18 protein-coding genes and 1 pseudogene are annotated in these 18,712 nt (G+C 28.2%); all 19 read right to left on the bottom strand.

Translation table 11 applies throughout. The features are described 5' to 3' along the window. Positions 1–53: 53 nt before the first annotated feature. Positions 54–788, bottom strand: coding sequence for an RNA polymerase sporulation sigma factor SigE (sigE, locus tag ACAG39_00290; protein ID MEZ0535673.1), 735 nt, complete (start codon positions 786–788; stop codon positions 54–56). 15 nt (positions 789–803) lie between these two features. After that, positions 804–1,646, bottom strand: a complete 843-nt coding sequence (locus ACAG39_00285; GenBank protein ID MEZ0535672.1) for a sigma-E processing peptidase SpoIIGA — start codon at positions 1,644–1,646, stop codon at positions 804–806. Positions 1,647–1,775: 129 nt separating this feature from the next. Continuing rightward, the gene (gene ftsZ / locus ACAG39_00280; protein ID MEZ0535671.1) at positions 1,776–2,864 is read right to left on the bottom strand and encodes a cell division protein FtsZ; all 1,089 of its coding nucleotides are present in this window, start codon (positions 2,862–2,864) and stop codon (positions 1,776–1,778) included. A 25-nt stretch (positions 2,865–2,889) separates the two neighbouring features. Then, positions 2,890–3,224, bottom strand: a pseudogene (locus ACAG39_00275) (small basic family protein). After that, positions 3,224–3,967 carry a DUF881 domain-containing protein gene (locus tag ACAG39_00270; GenBank protein ID MEZ0535670.1) on the bottom strand — a complete coding sequence of 248 codons (744 nt, stop codon included), beginning with the start codon at positions 3,965–3,967 and terminating at the stop codon, positions 3,224–3,226. The pseudogene ACAG39_00275 and the gene ACAG39_00270 overlap by 1 nt, the downstream one beginning before the upstream one ends. A 1-nt stretch (position 3,968) precedes the next feature. Continuing rightward, positions 3,969–4,706: a cell division protein FtsQ/DivIB gene (locus ACAG39_00265; protein ID MEZ0535669.1), complete on the bottom strand. Its 738-nt coding sequence runs from the start codon at positions 4,704–4,706 to the stop codon at positions 3,969–3,971. Between the two features lies 1 nt (position 4,707). Next, positions 4,708–5,973, bottom strand: a complete 1,266-nt coding sequence (murA, locus tag ACAG39_00260; protein MEZ0535668.1) for a UDP-N-acetylglucosamine 1-carboxyvinyltransferase — start codon at positions 5,971–5,973, stop codon at positions 4,708–4,710. A gap of 62 nt (positions 5,974–6,035) precedes the next feature. Then, complete coding sequence (gene murG / locus ACAG39_00255) at positions 6,036–7,148, bottom strand: undecaprenyldiphospho-muramoylpentapeptide beta-N-acetylglucosaminyltransferase (protein MEZ0535667.1); 1,113 nt, start codon at positions 7,146–7,148, stop codon at positions 6,036–6,038. After that, on the bottom strand, positions 7,145–8,236 hold the full coding sequence (ftsW, locus tag ACAG39_00250) for a putative lipid II flippase FtsW (protein MEZ0535666.1): 1,092 nt from the start codon (positions 8,234–8,236) through the stop codon (positions 7,145–7,147). Before ftsW ends, murG begins: the two co-directional genes overlap by 4 nt. Positions 8,237–8,251: 15 nt before the next feature. Further along, a complete protein-coding gene (murD, locus tag ACAG39_00245) occupies positions 8,252–9,625 on the bottom strand; it encodes a UDP-N-acetylmuramoyl-L-alanine--D-glutamate ligase (GenBank protein ID MEZ0535665.1) in 1,374 nt (457 codons plus the stop codon). A 21-nt stretch (positions 9,626–9,646) separates the two neighbouring features. Beyond that, on the bottom strand, positions 9,647–10,603 hold the full coding sequence (gene mraY, locus ACAG39_00240) for a phospho-N-acetylmuramoyl-pentapeptide-transferase (protein MEZ0535664.1): 957 nt from the start codon (positions 10,601–10,603) through the stop codon (positions 9,647–9,649). A 1-nt stretch (position 10,604) separates the two neighbouring features. Next, on the bottom strand, positions 10,605–11,960 hold the full coding sequence (gene murF, locus ACAG39_00235) for a UDP-N-acetylmuramoyl-tripeptide--D-alanyl-D-alanine ligase (protein MEZ0535663.1): 1,356 nt from the start codon (positions 11,958–11,960) through the stop codon (positions 10,605–10,607). After that, positions 11,941–13,419 carry a UDP-N-acetylmuramoyl-L-alanyl-D-glutamate--2,6-diaminopimelate ligase gene (locus ACAG39_00230; GenBank protein ID MEZ0535662.1) on the bottom strand — a complete coding sequence of 493 codons (1,479 nt, stop codon included), beginning with the start codon at positions 13,417–13,419 and terminating at the stop codon, positions 11,941–11,943. The genes murF and ACAG39_00230 overlap by 20 nt, the downstream gene beginning before the upstream one ends. Before the next feature lie 14 nt (positions 13,420–13,433). After that, positions 13,434–15,593 carry a stage V sporulation protein D gene (locus ACAG39_00225; protein ID MEZ0535661.1) on the bottom strand — a complete coding sequence of 720 codons (2,160 nt, stop codon included), beginning with the start codon at positions 15,591–15,593 and terminating at the stop codon, positions 13,434–13,436. 17 nt (positions 15,594–15,610) lie between these two features. After that, on the bottom strand, positions 15,611–16,108 hold the full coding sequence (locus ACAG39_00220) for a septation ring formation regulator EzrA (protein MEZ0535660.1): 498 nt from the start codon (positions 16,106–16,108) through the stop codon (positions 15,611–15,613). Between the two features lie 12 nt (positions 16,109–16,120). Continuing rightward, positions 16,121–17,044, bottom strand: a complete 924-nt coding sequence (rsmH, locus tag ACAG39_00215; GenBank protein ID MEZ0535659.1) for a 16S rRNA (cytosine(1402)-N(4))-methyltransferase RsmH — start codon at positions 17,042–17,044, stop codon at positions 16,121–16,123. A gap of 8 nt (positions 17,045–17,052) precedes the next feature. After that, positions 17,053–17,484 (bottom strand): division/cell wall cluster transcriptional repressor MraZ, encoded by a 432-nt coding sequence (gene mraZ, locus ACAG39_00210; protein MEZ0535658.1) that lies wholly within the window; start codon positions 17,482–17,484, stop codon positions 17,053–17,055. Between the two features lie 130 nt (positions 17,485–17,614). Then, positions 17,615–17,806, bottom strand: coding sequence for an aspartyl-phosphate phosphatase Spo0E family protein (locus ACAG39_00205; GenBank protein MEZ0535657.1), 192 nt, complete (start codon positions 17,804–17,806; stop codon positions 17,615–17,617). 86 nt (positions 17,807–17,892) lie between these two features. Next, positions 17,893–18,699 carry a prolipoprotein diacylglyceryl transferase gene (gene lgt, locus ACAG39_00200; protein MEZ0535656.1) on the bottom strand — a complete coding sequence of 269 codons (807 nt, stop codon included), beginning with the start codon at positions 18,697–18,699 and terminating at the stop codon, positions 17,893–17,895. Positions 18,700–18,712 lie beyond the last annotated feature (13 nt).

Here is an 18,712-nt window from a genome sequence, read left to right as displayed (position 1 = left end):
CTTTTTATTAAATTTTGCAATAGTTATTATTAGTCAAAAGGGAGGTTTTTATACTATATAATTTTTGCCAACTCTTTTTTTAATCTATTTAAAATCTTTTTTTCTAATCTTGAAATATATGATTGTGATATACCTAAAATATCAGCAACTTCTTTTTGAGTTTTTTCACCTTCTTGCCCAAACCCAAACCTTAATTCAACTATCTTTTTTTCTCTTATGGGTAATTTGTCAATTGCTTTTTTAAGTGTTTCTTTTTCAACCTCATATTCTATTTTTCTGTAAACCACTTCAACATCAGTTCCCAAAACATCTGAAAGTAGTAATTCATTCCCATCCCAATCAACATTTAATGGTTCGTCTATTGAAAGTTCAACTTTATTATGCATATTTCTTCTTAAAAACATAAGTATCTCATTTTCAATACATTTTGATGCATATGTAGCAAGTTTTATATTTTTCTCGAGATTATAGGTATTTATTGCTTTTATTAAACCAATAGTTCCAATAGAAACTAAATCTTCTAAATTAATTTTAGTATTTTCAAATTTTCTTGCTATATAAACGACAAGCCGTAAATTCCTTTCAATAAGTATTCTTTTTAATTCTTCATTTTTTTCATTATGGATTTTATTTAATACCTCAAGTTCTTCTTCAGCACTTAATGGTGGCGGAAGAAAATCTGTACCGCCAACATAAAATATTTGCTCAATTTCATCTAAACTTAAATTAATTTGAAATTTTTTTAATAGTTTTAAAATTAAATTTATAAGTCCTTTTTCTTTTTTCAATTGATTTCACTCCTCTCACAAAATATCAATTCCTAAAAGTGCTGAATACTTGTTAGAAAGCTTTTCCCAATATAAACCTATAATAACTTCTTTTTTTATCCAATTTTTTTTATCTTCTGATATGTAAAATTCTTCAGGAATTACACCATATAAAACTCCATGTTCTTGGCCTATCGAATTATAAGGTATTAATAGTATTTTTGTTCCTATCAATTGCTTTAGTTTATCAATTATTTCTTGAGAAACAGACATGTTTTGTTTCAATAGATTATTTAAATTAAGTATACTTCCTTCTAGTATTACAACAGGTTTCCCTGTGAGTGGCTCTTTTAAAGAATTTCCTGTATCTACAAAAGCAATACATTCATAGAACTTATCGTTTATTTTGAACCTAATAAATCTCATAAGACTTTCTTTTACATATCGTTTCATTAAAAAGTCATAAAAAAGTTTAAATATAATAAGCGAAATAGAAAGTGCTATAAAAATATTTTTTAGCTTTACTGAAATCTCTGTTAGGTTGCTGCTATATATCCAGTAGTATATAAAGAAAGTTGTTCCTCCAAACAGAATAGTAACTAAATAAAACGCTATAAATAATTTTATAAATTGTATTATATTTTTTGGAATATATGTTAAATATATTATTATTATTGAAATTATTATCTTTCCTATAAATGAATACATAAATGAGTATGAAGGGCTAAATTGTAATAATGAATAGAATGAAAATATAATGCTAAAAAACAATACTCTAAAGCTGCTTATATTTATCTTTGATATAAATGATGTAATTGTTAATATAAAGTAATTCATTACTATATTTTCTAAAATAAATATATCTGCATATAAAACCATTTTCGTTATTGAAATATGTTTTCTTTATAAAATTATATTAATAAAATATAAAAAAATATGTCACAATTTATGAATAGAAAATTTTTTTATCGACAAAAAACCTCCCGAAATTTCGGGAGGGTTTTAAATCTATTTTCTATTTTTCAAAAATTCAGGTATCTCAAATCTATCATCATCTTTGTCTACTTGAATGGTTGGTATTGTTTTTGTTGTTGATTTTTGTTGAGTTTGTGAAGTTTTTATATCATCTTTATTATTTTCATTTTCAAAGCCAGTTGCAATAACAGTAACTTGTACTTCATCTTTCATATCATCATTATAAACAAGCCCCATAATAAAGTTAACTTCTTCATGAGCATTGTTTGTTATTAGCTCATTAGCTTTTTCAATATCATCAAGGAATAACTCTTCAGAATTTCCGGTGTAATTAACAAGAACGCCTCTTGCTCCTTTAATTGATGTTTCAAGAAGTGGACTGTTTATTGCTTCTTCTAAAGCCTTAACCACTTTGTCTTCACCTTTAGCTCTACCAATACCCATATGAGCATAACCCTTATTCATCATTATAGCTTGTACATCAGCAAAATCAGCATTGATAAAGCCAGGTGTTAAAATTATATCAGAAATTCCTTGAACACCTTGTCTTAATACATCATCAGCCATTCTAAATGCTTCGCTAACCTTTATACTTTTATTTGTCGAAAGCATAAATAGTCTATCATTTGGTACAACAATAATTGTATCTACAATCTTTTTAAGATCTTCTATTCCTTTTTCAGCATTTTGTCTTCTTTTTGCACCTTCACTAGTAAAAGGTCTTGTTACTACTGCAACAGTAAGTACACCTAATTCTTTTGCTATTTCAGCGACAACAGGCGATGCTCCTGTTCCTGTTCCACCACCCATGCCAGCAGTTACAAATATCATATCTGCTCCCTTTAAAACTTGAGCTATATCCTCTCTGCTTTCTTCAGCAGCCTTTCTTCCAATTTCAGGATTTGCTCCAGCACCTAACCCTTTTGTTACCTTTTCACCTATTTGAATTTTATAATGTGCTTTTGACCTTTGTAAAGCTTGTTTATCAGTATTTATTGCAACAAATTCGACTCCGCCTACTCCAGCATCTATCATTCTATTAACAGCATTATTTCCTGCACCACCAACACCAACTACTTTTAGTAGAGCACCTTTTGCATTATCAGTATCAAATGTTATCATCAAAATTCTCCTCCTTCAAATTATATCACTTTTTCTTTTTTAATAATTCACGTCGCATTTCAGCAAAATTCTGAAAAATTCTAACACCAAATGCAAAAACAGCAGCCTCATATAATGGAATGCCTAATTTATCACCTAAATAAGCAAATAACATTGCTATCAAAGTATTACCAATAAATCCAGAAAAAATATTTCTGTTTTAAAATCACCTTTCATATTTGATTTTAATGCACCAAATATTGAATCCATTGCTGCTAATAAGCCAACAGCAATATAAGATGAATATTCTTGTGGAACACTATATGGTAATAAAAAACCTATAATTATACCCAAAATAAGAGCTAATAATAATACAAGCATCAATGACCAACATCCTTTGTTTTAGCATATTTGAATTTTATAACACCAGTATATCTAGGTATTTCAAGAGAAGCAGCTTCTTCAATCTTTACTTGAATTTCAAACTGCTTTAATAAATCTACTATCCCGCCACGCATATTTAAAGAATTTTTAAGAATTTTGGGATCACCTATTGCCTTAATTATGTAGGGTGCAGAATATCTTGTATTATTTATACTTACAGTCGGACCCGCACATCTTATCTCTGTTGTCGAAATAATTCTTTGATCATTTATTGAAATTGCTTCAGCACCTGCAGCTTTCAATTCGTTTATAACTTGTAAAATATCCGAATCATGAAGCAAAAATGTATTTGGATCAACATTTGGATCAGAAGGAGCTTTACTATCATCCAGCGTTATAATAATTCCAGGTCCTTCTAAATCTGTTAACCCAGCAAGAAGTTTTGTGTTATCTAAATCTTGCTGAAGAATTTCGGTTGTTTTACTAATGTTAGAGGCAGAATCTTGATATTCCTTAATCTTTTTTTCCAAGTCATAAATTTGTGATTTTAAAGCATTATTTTCTTGCCTTAATTGATTTATTTGAAGAGCAAGTTCAATTGCTCTGGCTTTCTCAATATTTTTTGCTTGATTGCTTTCTCTTACACTTTTAAGCTGCATTGAAATTAACATTCCTAATAAAAATAATAATATAGCAATTGCAACTTGTCCAATTACTGTTCTTCTAAATTTTACTTTCATATTAATTTGTATCCTCCTCGTCTAAAGGGCTAAAAATTGCTGTGCCATTATCGCTAATTGTTATTGTACCATATATTCTTTTTGGAAGTTTATTAATAACTGCTTCAGCTAATTTAAACTTATAATCCAAATCCTCTTTATCTCCTATTTCAATAGTTAACTTGTCCAAATAAATCTTAAAATTATTTATATTTTGAACATCTAATAAAACATTACTATAATCTAATTTATCTAAATAATTAAGAGATTTTATTTTTCTTGCTAGTAAAATACCATCTTCGAGTGCAAATTTATCATTAACTTTTAATTTTTTTCCAATTTCTACTTCTTTAATTTTAAGGCCAATAAGTACAATGTTCTCTTTATTTATTTTTGGTGATATTCTAATAACATAAGCTTTTTTATCTAACTCTATGTAGGAATTCATATATTCAACAAAAGCAATAGTTTCTTTTTCGGAAACATTTATGGTAAGTTGATTTGGAAGATTCCTTTTTATAATTACATTATCTATTTCAGGATTTTTCAAAATTTCTCGCTTGATCTTTTGTGTATCAGTTAAAAATATATTCTGTCCCTCATATTGCCTTAGTATTTTAATAATATCATCTTTCTTAATTCTTTTCAAATCTAAAATTTCAATTCTATTAATATTAAATATCTGATTGGTTAATAAAAATACTGAAATTATGGCTAAGAATATTACTAATAAAAGTATTTTTTTGAATAATTTCTTCATTTCAATTATCACTCACTCTTGTTATTTTAGCTCCCAATTTATTATATCTATTTTCAATCTCTTCATATCCTCTGTCAATATAGTCTATATTATTTATAATACTTTGACCATATGCAGACATAGCTGCAATTAGTAATGAAGCACCACCTCTTAAATCTTTTGCATTAACATTTGTTCCATATAATCTTTCGACGCCATTAATTATTATTAAATCGCCTTGATTAATAATTTTTGCCCCCATCTTTGCAAGTTCTGAAATATGTTTAAATCTATTTTCAAAAATAGTTTCCTTAATTACTGTAACTCCATTCGCTAGTGAAAAAACTGAACATATCAGTGGCTGTAAATCAGTTGGAAATCCTGGGAAAAAGCTTGTTGTAATTTTTGAAATAGCATTTAATCTTTTTATTTTCTTAATATGGAGGTAATCATTTTTTATAATAATCGAACATCCAGCATTTTTTAAAATATTTAATAAAGAATCTAAATGTGATGGAATAACATTATTAATTACAATTTCTCCTCCAGTAGATGCAACAGCACAAAGATAAGTACCTGCTATAATTCTGTCTGGTATTACTTTATGCTCTATTGAGCCATTAAGCTTTTCAACACCTTCAATAATAATTGTATCTGTTCCAACACCTTTTATTTTCGCTCCTAGTTTAATTAAGAATCTAGCTAGATCTACTATTTCAGGTTCTTTTGCGGCATTTTTTATTATTGTTGTTCCTCTGCATTTAACAGATGCTAACATAATATTTTCTGTTGCACCAACCGAAGGAATTTGCAAAAATATTTCATTGCCAATAATTCTATCAGTTTTGCAAAAAAGCATATGGTTGTCTTGATTTATTTCCACACAAAGCTGTTTAAATGCTTCTAGATGTAAGTCAATTGGTCTTTTTCCTATTTCACAACCGCCGGGTTGATCATAAAAAATTGCATTACCGTTTTTCCCTAACAATGCACCTATAAAGAGTACACTTGATCTTAGTTTGCTAGATAATTGTTGAGGTATCTCATATGACATATTATCTTTTGGAACTATAATAACGCTATTATCAGAAAAAATAGTCTTGCATCCTAGTTCATTTAATATTTCTAATGTAAGAAATACATCGTTAATCTTAGGAACATTTTTAATAACTACTTCCTTTTCTGCTAGTAACGAAGCTGTTAGTATTGGTAATGCAGAATTTTTAGAACCGTCAATAACTATTTCGCCTTTCAGTTGTGTTGGACCTTCAACTATAAATTTATACATTATAATAGCCTCAATATTCAAAACGCATCGCATATTATATTATTCAAAATATTTGTAGATTGTTACTGAGGCCTAATAACTTTCATTATCTCATTATATATTATTCTTGTTGCATTTGGTCTCCCAAGCTTTTTAGAATTTTGTGACATTTCATTTAATAACTCTTTGTTTTCTAAAAGCTTCATTATCTTTTCAAATAATATTCCTTTTTCAAGTTCATTTTCTAAAACAACAAATGCAGCATTGTTCTTCTCAATAAACCTTGCATTGTATTCTTGATGATTATTAGTAACATAAGGAGAAGGAACAATTATTGAAGCCTTGCCTAACGCTGTTATCTCTGATAATGCTATTGCTCCACCTCTTGATATAACAATATCGGCTGCATTAAGATATAACGACATATCATGTATATAACTCATAATCTTTAAATTTGATATATCCTTTTTTAGTCTTAAGTATTCCAAAATTTGGATATATTTACTTTCCCCTGTGGATAAAACAATAAGAACTTCAGTTAGATGTGATAGTTTTTCGGCTAAATCTATAACAGCTTTACTTAGGTTTTCTGCACCCAAACTACCACCTATAGCAAGTATTAATGTTTTATTAGTAATATTTAATTTTTTCTTTGCTTCATTTTGGTTAATATAAAAAATTTCTTCTCTAATAGGATTCCCAGTTAAAATAACCTTATCTTTGTTTCTAAAATAATCTCTGCTTTGACTAAAACTTATTAATATCTTTGTTGCAAACCTACCAATTATTTTATTTGCAAGGCCACAAAAAGCATTTTGTTCATGAATAATAACTGGAATATTTAGCTTTTTTGCAGCAAATGCTACGGGTACTCCAACATATCCTCCAGTTGTAACTACAACATCTGGTAAAAAACTTTTTAATATTTTTATTGCCATTTTGTACCCAATAAAAACTTCTTTAGCTGTCTTAAAAATTTCAAAAGATAGTTTTCTATTAAAACCAAATGATCTAATATATTCTATATCAAATCCTTCTTTTGGTATAATTTTCGACTCTAATCCTTCTTTTGTTCCAATAAATAATACTTGTGCTGATGAGTTTTCTTTTTTAATTAATTTTGCAATAGCAACAGCAGGATAAATATGTCCTCCTGTCCCACCACCTGAAAAAACTACTTTTAATTTTTCTTTCATCTTAATACTTTTATCCTCCTTGAAATACTCAGTAAAAGCCCAACTCCAAATAAATTAAATACAATAGAAGAGCCGCCATATGTTATAAAAGGTAATGGAACACCAGTAGCTGGGATAGAAGCTGTAACTACGGCAATATTTAATATTGATTGAAGTGCGATAATTGCAGTTACACCAAAAGCAATAAATGTACCAAATCTATCAGGAGCTTGAAGAGCTATAACAATACCTCTCCAAACAAATAGTATAAAAAGAATAATTACAAAGCAAGCACCAATAAATCCTAATTCTTCGCATGTTATCGAAAAAATGAAGTCTGTATGTGGTTCAGGAATATATAATAATTTTTGTCTGCTCTGACCTATACCTTGGCCAAAAAGTCCACCTGAACCGATAGCATATAGAGATTGAATAACTTGATATCCTTTCCCTTTTGGGTCACTCCAAGGATCTAGCATAGTTTGTATTCTCGAAAGTCTATAAGATTCTTTTATAGTTAAAATATATAAAATAGGTGCTGCAGTAATTATACTTATAAATATATATGATAGATTTAAACCTCCAACAAATAGCATTACAAATGCTATACCCAGAATAATTAAACCAGTAGACATGTTAGGTTCTTTATATATCAAGAAAAAATAAAGTCCAGTTAAAATCATAACAATAAGAAATATTTTCAATGATAGTTTATCTTTAATATATTTATCCAGAATGTATGCAACAATTATCACTAAAGCAAATTTACCAAGTTCAGATGGTTGGAATTGAATTGGGCCAATATCAATCCATCTTCTAGCATCGTTAACTAATTTCCCTATTCCTGGCACTAAAACCAGTATCAATGAAAATAAACCACACAGATATATAATAATAGCAAATTTCTTAAAAATTCTATAATCAATATAGGAAGTAACATACATTATAAATAAGCCTAATACAAATCCTAATAGCTGTTTTTTAAGAAAATGATAACTATCATGGTTTGCGGTATTATAGTATGCATAATAATAGCTTGCACTAAATATCATAATTATCCCAAATAGTGATAATAGTATCGCTATAAAAAAGAGAGGATAGTCTATCATTTTTTTCTCCATTAACTACAAACTCCTTTCAATTTCAAGGACATATTCTTTAAATAATCTCCCTCTCTGTTCGTAATTTTCAAACATATCCCAGCTTGCACATGCTGGAGAAAGTAAAATAATATCTTCTTCCTTTGATACTTCATATGCTTTTATTACTGCTTCTTTTAGTGTAGTGCAGAAAGTATAATTTTTATAATTTATTTTTTCTAAACTATCTGATATCTTTTTAGCTGTTGTTCCTATAAGCATGACATGTTTCACTTTTTCATTAATTTTCTGTGCAAAATTATCAAAATCTTCGCCTTTATCATACCCACCAGCAATTAATATAATCGGATTCTTAAAAGAATTTAACGCTTTTATGGCAGCATCAGTATTTGTACCTTTCGAATCGTTATAGAATTTTCTCTTATTTAAAGTAGTAATATATTCAATTCTGTGTTCAACACCTTTAAAAATTCTCAATGTTTCTCTAATAACGTCAGGAGGTATATTAAATGGCAATGTGCATGCAATGGCTGCCAAAGCATTTTCTAAGTTATGTTCTCCTGGAATAAAAATATCTGATACATTCATAACAGGTATAACCTTATTATTATATTTTATATATATTATCCCAGCCTTTGAGTACACTGAATTTTCATAATTTAATTCCCATTTTGAAAATTTTATTAATTTCCCATGAACATCATCTATTAACATTTTCGTTTCCGAATTATCCATATTTAAAACTGAAAAGCAATTGTTATCCATATTACTAAATATTTTTAATTTTGCATTTATATATTCAGACAACGTTTTGTGCCTATCAAGATGATCTGGAGTAATATTTAATATTGCTGCAACATATGGTTTAAATTTCTCAATTGTTTCAAGCTGAAAACTACTTATTTCCAGAACAAACACGTCACCATCACTGCTATCTTCAACACAGTCAATGAATGGTACTCCAATATTACCACACATTTTTACGTTATAACCTGCATTCTTCAATAATTCAGTTGTTAATGTTGTAGTTGTTGTTTTACCGTTTGTACCTGTTATTGCTATAATTTTGTTGCTTTTGCAATATCTATATGCCAACTCTACTTCACCTATAACCTCAATTCCTAATTTTTTAGCTTTTGAAATAAATGGTTTGTCAGCTGGCACGCCAGGGCTTAAAACAATATAATTGATATTTTCTAAACAATCATCAGGTTCCTCCCCTAAATAAAGTTCTACCCCCAAACTTTTTAATTTACTTATTTCTTCATTTGTAAATTTATCTTCTGATTTAGCATCAAATAATAATACTTTTGCCCCATTTTTAACAAGAAATCTGCAAACTGAAATTCCGCTCTTAGCGGCACCAACCACTGCAATTATTTTATTTTTAACATTCACATATATTACCTCCATAGTCTTTTATAATTGAATAATTAGTAATGCAAGTAAGCAAAAAACAATAGTCACTATCCAAAATAATACAACAACCTTTGGTTCTTCCCATCCTAAGAGTTCAAAATGATGATGCAATGGTGCCATTCTAAAAACCCTTTTTTTAGTCAACTTATAAAATATGACTTGTATTATAACAGAAAGTGCTTCTATCATATAAAGGCCGCCTATAATAAAAACTAATACTGGCTGTTTTAATATTACTGCTACTGAAAATATAGCACCGCCTAAAAGAAGTGAGCCTGTATCTCCCATAAATACTGATGCAGGATGAGCATTATATCTCAAAAAGCCCATACAAGCACCAACCAGAGCTCCAGAAAATATTGCCATATCATTTTGTTTACTGAATATCGAAATTACAGCTAAGAATAATGATACAATTAATGTTACACCACTTGCTAATCCATCTAAACCGTCAGTTAAGTTTACAGCATTTACAGTTAATACCATTAAAACTGACATAATTGGAATATAAGCTATGCCTAAATCAATGTACTTATTAATAAATGGTATGTATACATCACTTCCAATATATTTATAAACAAAAAATAGAAATACAATACTAATTAGAAATTGTAAAACTAATTTTTCTCTAGCTTTCAAACCTAATGATCTTTTTAAAACTACTTTAATAAAATCGTCAATAAATCCTATTATTCCAAAACATATAGTTACAACTAATGGTGCACCAATTTTGGGATATTTTGAATAAAATAATAATGAGGTAATTAAAATTCCAAGTAATATTATAATACCACCCATAGTAGGTGTCCCGCTTTTTTTCTTATGGCTTTGCGGACCATCATTCCTTACAGTTTGACCACACTTAAGATACCTTAAAAATGGGATTAGTATAGGGGTTAATACTAAAACAATTACAAAAGAAAGAATAATTGAAAATATAGTATCTAAATCTATCATTTTAGTTAATTCCTCCTAAAAATTCGTTTATCATTTGATCTAGCTTTACACCTCTTGATGCTTTAAATAAAATTACGTCACCTGGTTTCGAATATTCTCTTAAAAATCGTAAAGCTTCTTCGTTAGATAAATATTTTGAAATTAATTTACTATTATCTTTTATCCTTTCATATATATATTTACTATAATTACCAACACATAGTACAACATCATAATTTAGTTTATTAATTAGGTCTCCAATCTTGTTATGCTCAGCAATTGTTAAATCACCTAATTCAAGCATATCACCTAAAACAGCGATCCTCCTATTACCAACCATTTTGTTCACAGTATAAAGTGCTGATTCCATTGAATTAGTACTAGCATTATAGCTATCATCAATTATTATTATCCCGTTATTTTCTATTATTTCAAATCTATGTTTTAATTTTATATCTTTGCTTATTGATTGAAATACCAAGTCATATTTGATATTAATTAGTTTTGAAACAGCAATAGCAAATAGAGCATTATATATATCATGATAACTTTTCGAGGTTATTTTATATGTTTTATTATCTATCTTAAATTCAAATCCCTTATCAGTTTGAATTATATTACTTGCTCTAATATCAGAATCATTTTCAATTCCAACTGTAATATATTTTTTTATAAGTTTTCCTTTTAATCTATAAATGATATCATTATCATTGTTTATTATTACAATACCATCATCTGGCATTCCATCTTGGATTTCTGCTTTCGCTTTGAAGATGTTTTCTCTTGTTTTTAAATGTTCAATATGTGAAACACCAATATTTGTAATTATAGCTATATTAGGTTTTACAATTTTTGATAGTAAAGATATCTCACCAAAATTGCTCATTCCCATTTCCAAAACGCAAGCTTCTATGTCATCAGACATATTAAGAAAAGATAATGGTAATCCTATATGATTGTTATAATTACCAATTGTTTTGCTTGTTTTATATTTCGAATTTAATACATTATATACATATTCCTTTGTGGTTGTTTTGCCTACGCTACCAGTAACACCAATAATTAATATATCTTTGTTTTTATTTCTTACATATTGAGCTAATTTTTGTAATGCTTTCAAGCAATCTTTAACATAAATTACTGGAAAATCATAATTAGAATTTTCACGTTCGGAAAAAGATGCTATATATCCTCTATTAATAGCATCAAAAATAAAATCATGGCCATCAAATTTATTGCCTTTAAGTGGAATAAAAAGCTGATTTTCTCCTGTTACCCTACTATCTATTCCAAAACTGTTTACAATAATATCACAGTATTTTTGTTTATTTAATTTTCCATTAACAGCAATAGCAATTTCAGATAATGTTAGTTTCATTTTTTATTTCCTCCAAAATTTTGGCTACTACTTCTCGTTCATCAAAATGAATTTTCTCATTCATAATTATTTGATAATCTTCATGTCCTTTTCCAGCAAGGACAATAAAATCATTTGGCTTAGCATTCATTATTGCATACTTTATTGCTTCATATCTATCAGGAATTACTATATAATCTACATTTGTTTTCCTAATGCCTTCTATTATATCATCAATTATTTTTTGAGGATCCTCGCATCTCGGGTTATCAGATGTAACAATTACATAATCAGCCATGTTGCCAGCAATTTCACCCATTATTGGCCTTTTTGTTCTATCCCTATCTCCGCCACATCCAAATAATAGTACTTTCCTTCCTTTTGCAACAGTTTTAACTGTCCTCATCAAATTTTCAATACCATCTGGGGTATGTGCATAATCAACTACAATTGTGAACTTTGGATTTGATTCCACAATTTCAAATCTCCCAGAAATTCCCTTTATTTTATTTAAACCATTCTTTATAGTCTCAAGATCAATACCTAAATGAATAGCAGTAGTAGCTGCTGCTAAAGCATTATAAATTGAAAAATATCCAGGTATATTTAGTATAATATTAATAACTTCTCCATTATACTCTATATCAAATGTACTCTTATCAACAAATATTTTTATGTTCTTAGCAATAACATCCGAACTATCGTTAATTGAATAGCACAAAATATCTCCAATATTTTTATTTTCAATAATCTTCTTTCCCCATTCATCGTCTATATTAATAACTGATTTCTTACTTTTTTTAAATAATTTTAGTTTTGCATTAAAGTAATTATCCATATTTTGATGAAAATCAAGATGATCTTGAGTTAAGTTAGTAAAAACGCCAACATCAAAATCAGTTTCATCAACTCTACTTAATTCTAATGAGTGTGAAGAAACTTCCATAACAACAGCCTTAACATCTTCTTGTTTCATTTGATAAAAAAGCTTTTGAAGATCATTTGATTCAGGAGTTGTTCTTTCTGTAGGAATTACTTTATAACCAATCATATTTTTTATTGTTCCAATTAATCCAGTTTTAATACCTTTATGTTCAAGTATTGACTTTATCATATATGTCGTAGATGTTTTTCCATTAGTCCCAGTTACACCTATAACAATCATTTCTTTTGAAGGATAATTATATAAATGAGCAGACAATTTTGCCAGTGCTTTACGAGTATTTGAAGTTTTTACGTAATTAATATTTTCGGGTAACATATGTGTATCATAAAAATTATCTACAATAACTGCTTTAGCTCCATTATTGATAGCATCATTTATAAATAAATGTCCATCAGTCTTAAATCCTTTAATGCAAACAAAAACATCATTAGCATTAACTTCTTTTGAATTGCATGATACATTATTTACAACAAAGTCTTCATTTAGTTTTAATTCACTAATATCAACTACTTTAATTAAATCTGAAAATTTCATAAAGAGTCATCTCCTTATTCAGCATTCTCTTTATCTACAAATTCAACTTCCACAATTGTGCCTACATTAACTTCTTCACCTGGTTTAGGATCTTGTTTTATTGCATTACCTTTGATACCTCGAATTCTTATGTTAAGCATATTTTGGTTTAATATGTTCTGAGCAGATTGAATATCCAAACCTAAAACTGATGGCACTTTAACTTTTTGCATCTCTTTGTCCTCAGTATATAAAATAATTGATGAGCCTTCTTTTATCATAAAACCAGGCTTTGGTGTTTGTTTCACTATCTTATCTTTATCTCCAACAATGATATATTTAAACTTGCTGTCAATAATATTTTGTTTTGCCTTTTCAACATCTAATCCAACTACATCTGGAACCATATATTCTTTATAAAGTTCAATTTTCTTTAATTCTTCTTGTGTATATTGAGGTTCGATTTCATAATATTTCATTATATCATTAATTAATTCTCGAGCAATTGGTGCAGCAATAAGACCACCATAATACAACGAAGGATCTGGTTCATCAATAACAATCAATACACTTATCAAAGGGTTATCAGCTGGAGCAAAGCCTCCAAAAGATGCTATATATCTTTTTGTAGTTTTGTCATATTTCTGAGAGGTACCAGTTTTTCCTGCAACCCTATAACCTATGATATAGGCATTATGACCAGTTCCTTCTGATACAACAGTTTTCAAAATATCTTGTAGCCTTTTAGCTACCGATTCTGGTAAAACTCTTTTTTTAGGATCTGAGTCAAAGCTTTTAATTAACTTTTTATCATTATCATATATACTTTTTACAATATGTGGTTTCACCCAAATACCATTATTTGCAACAGTATTTATCATATTGATTACTTGTATTGGCGTAGAACTTATCCCTTGGCCAAATGAAATTGTAGCAAGTTCAACAGGCCCAACTTTATTAATATCCTGAACAATACCTTTTGCTTCACCAGGAAGATCAATACCTGTTTTTTGGCCAAAACCAAATGCATTAATATACTTATATAGATTTTCTTTCCCAAGTCTTTGCCCTACTTCAATAAAAACAGGATTGCATGAATTTTGAACACCTTGGACAAAATTTTCATGTCCATGAGGATTGTAATATCTCCAGCATCTAAGAATTGTATTTGCAACATTTACATAACCTTTACAGTAAAACTCGCTATTTTCATTTACTACATTTTCAGCAAGACCTGCTGCAGCAGTAACAATTTTGAAAGTAGATCCAGGTTCATAAGTATCATTTAATGCTCTGTTTCTCCATTGAGATTGAATAATGTTCAATTTTTCTTGTAATGTCTTAGTTTCATAATCAGGATATCTTTCTTTAAAAAGCAATTGCTGTGGATTATTTGGATCAAAATCAGGTTTGTTAACCAATGCTAATATTTCTCCATTGTCAACCTTTTCTACTATAATCGTTACACTTTTTGCTTTATTCTCTAATAAAGCTTTTGTAGCATATTTTTCTGCAAAATGCTGTATTGTCTCATCAATGGTTAACATAACATCATATCCATCAATTGGCTTTCTGAAAAATTCTTGAGAAAATGGAGTTGTTCTACCTTTTGCATCTGTTTCTGATGCAATACTACCTGGTTTTCCTTTTAGATATTTATCATACTGATATTCAATTCCATAAAGTCCTTGGTCATCAGCACCAGTAAAACCTAAAACATGCGACAAAAAATTGCCATTAGGATATACTCTTTTTGTCCCACCTGTTAAATATATCCCTGGCAAATTCTTCTTTCGTATTTTATCTGATACTTCTTTGTCAATATTTTTTGCTATGTAAACATCTGAGACGTTTTTCTGATTTAATTTTTCTAGTATTTTGTTATAATCTATATTTAAAATACTCGATAATGTTTTTGCCGTTAATTCTTTGTCCTTTATTTGATTTATGGTTGCAACAACAGTATCTGCTGAAACTGAAATTGCAAGTATTTTGCCGTTTCTGTCAACAATATTACCTCTTTTTGGAGCAACAAATTTTTCTCTAGTCCACTGAGAAAAAGCCTTCTTTTTATACTCTTCACCTTTAATAAGTTGAAGATAAGAAAGCCTCATTACTAATACAATATATAACATTAAAAAAATAACTAACGAAAATAGAATTCTTTTCTTTATTTTTATTGAAGCCTCTTTCAATCTACTTCCTCCAAACATTAAAAGACCTTCTTAATAAAGTTTATTATTGAAGTCACAATATTATTATCATACTCTGCTTTTTGATCTTTAGCAATGGTACTCGAATTATTATTTTTATTATTAATTGAAACATATATAACTTGTGAATCTATTATATCGTTCATATTATATTTTTCTTTTGCTATTTTTTCTATATCTATTAAGTTAACAGAGGTATTTATTTTTATCTTTAATTCTTTGTTTATATCTATTTGTTCTTTTAGCTCTTTCTGCAATGAATAAAGTCTATCTCTTTCAAAGGTTATTTGAACAAAGCCTGCAATCATTAAAAAAATCAGTGAACCCAATATAGAAATAATTATTATTCTTTTTATATATTCCTTTCTAGATCTATTTTTAACATTTTTTAATTCTTTTCGTATCTGATTCTTCTTATTAACTTCTTCTAACTTATTTTGTCGTTCTTCTATTTGATATTCAAATGGGTCATTATATAAAACATTTGATTTGTACATATCATTTCCCTCCTATATCTTTTGGGCTACTCTTAATTTGGCACTATGACTCCTTTTGTTAATCTGCAACTCTTCTTGTGATGGAGTTATTGGCTTTTTTGTGATAATATCTAATGTCTTTGTCTTATTACAAACACATACTGGTATATCTTTAGGACAAATACAACTTAGAGATTCAAATCTAAAAAATTCCTTGACAATCCTATCCTCAAGTGAATGAAATGAAATTGCACAAATACGACCACCACTATTTAAAATATCAATAGCTTTATTAAGTGCTTCTTTTATTTCTCCAAGCTCATCATTAACTTCAATTCTTATAGCTTGGAAAGTTCTTCTTGCAGGATTTGATCCATCTCTTGGTTTTGGAACAACGCTATTTACAATTTCATTTAATTGGCCACAAGTTTTTATCTCATTTTTTGTCCTAGTTTCTACTATTTTTCTTGCTATTTTTTTTGCAAATCTTTCTTCACCATATTCTTTGATAATAAAACAAAGTTGTTCTTCCGAATAAGTATTAATAACATCATACGCAGATAATTTTTGTGTTTGATCCATTCTCATATCCAAAAACGCATCACTATTATATGAAAAGCCTCTTTCTGGATTATCGATTTGCATTGAAGAAACTCCAAAATCGAATAAAATTCCATCTACTTTAGAAATATTAAGATTTTTTAAAATCTCATTAATTTGAGAAAAATTTGAATGATATAGCTTAAAATTATCTATATTGGCAAAATTCTTTTTCCCTTCATTTATAGCATTAATATCGCGATCAATAGCAATTAATAATCCATTAGGAGAAATACTTTCAAGAATTTTTTTTGAATGCCCTCCATATCCAAAAGTTGCATCAATATAAATACCATCTTTTTTAGTTATTAAATAACTAATAGACTCATTTAATAAAACTGGTATATGGCTCATTATAATCTCCTCTATATTCCTAATTCTTGCATTTTTTCAGCAATCATATCAACACTTAAATTTTCTTGGCTATTATATTTTTGCCAGTTGCTTTCACTCCATATTTCTATTCTTGTCATAACACCAATTACAAATACATCCTTTTCAATATTGGCGTATTCTCTTAGATTTTGTGGAATTAAAATTCTACCCTGCTTGTCCACTTCGACGTCACTTGCTCCTGAGAAAAAAAATCTCAAGAATGCTCTTGCATCTTTATTTGTAAGAGGTAGCTTTTTAAGTTTTTCTTCTAATATTGTCCATTCTTGAAGTGAATAACCAAATAAACAGTTATCTAAACCCTTAGTAATTATAAATCTTTCGTTTAATTCCTCACGAAATTTTGAGGGAAGTATTAATCTTCCTTTAGTATCTATGGTATGTTTGTATTCACCAATTAACATTATCCACTTCCCTCCACTTTAAACCACTTTATAAAATAATTCTATATTAATTTATAAAATCCTTCAAGAATAAAAAAAAAGAGGTTATCAATTTTTTTTGATAACCTCACATACTCTTTATTTTTATATATTAATAGCTACAGTTCATTTTTCGTATGTTACCATTACTTTCTTTAATTAATGCTTCATTTTTTTCTTTATAATAGTCTAAGATAAGTTTATCTAATTCAATACTAACACGATATATAGACTCATAATCCCCGCTTTCATTTATCAACTGGTCTAATTTTTCTCTGAGTTTTGTAATACGTTCGACAATCATAATTATCACCACTGTAATTAACTGTATATTAATTATAGAATATAATACATTTTATGTCAATAGTAAAAATTTATAATATTATTGTTTTATTTTATCGAATCGTGTCGATAATTTTTGTAAATTAATAAAACAATACCTAAGATAAATAAAATAATTGATACTACTTGTGATATTCGATAATTACCAATCATCAAACTATCTGTCCTTAATCCTTCTATAAAGAATCTACCTAAAGCATACAGTATTATATAATATAAAAATATCTGTCCATCAAATCTTCTTTTTTTATTAAAAAATAAGAATAAAATAATAAATACAATAAAATTCCACACTGATTCATATAGAAAGGTTGGATGAACTTCAATCCTTTTATTTAAATTTATATCATAAACTCCCATTCGCCATGGTAAATCTGTTTGTGTACCATAAGCCTCCTGATTGATAAAATTCCCCCATCTACCAATTGCTTGCCCTAAAATCAATGATGGGGCACATATATCAAGTAACTTTAAAAGCGATATCTTCTTTATTTTTGAATATATAAATGCAGAGATTAAAGATCCAATAATTCCACCGTAAATTGCCAAACCGCCATGTCTTATTGAAAGTATCTCTTTTATATTACCTTTATAAAAATCAAAATTAAAAACAACATAATATAGCCTTGCAAATATAATGGCAAATGGTGTAGAAATTAAAACAACATCATAAATATACTCAATATTAAAATCTTGTTTTTTAGCATTATATAATGCAAGTAGAAATCCTAACAAAAAAGCAATACTTATAATAACACCATACCATCTTATTTCTATACCAAAAATACTAAAGGCAATAGGATTTATTTCAAATTTTAGTCCTAAACCTGGAAAGGTAATAATATTTTCATACATAGCTATCATACTC

The sequence above is a fragment of the Caldicellulosiruptoraceae bacterium PP1 genome (genome assembly GCA_041320695.1).
Taxonomy (GTDB): domain Bacteria; phylum Bacillota; class Thermoanaerobacteria; order Caldicellulosiruptorales; family Caldicellulosiruptoraceae; genus JBGGOQ01.
The sequence above is the reverse complement of the archived record's forward strand: the minus strand, read 5'-3'. Positions and strand labels throughout refer to the sequence as shown.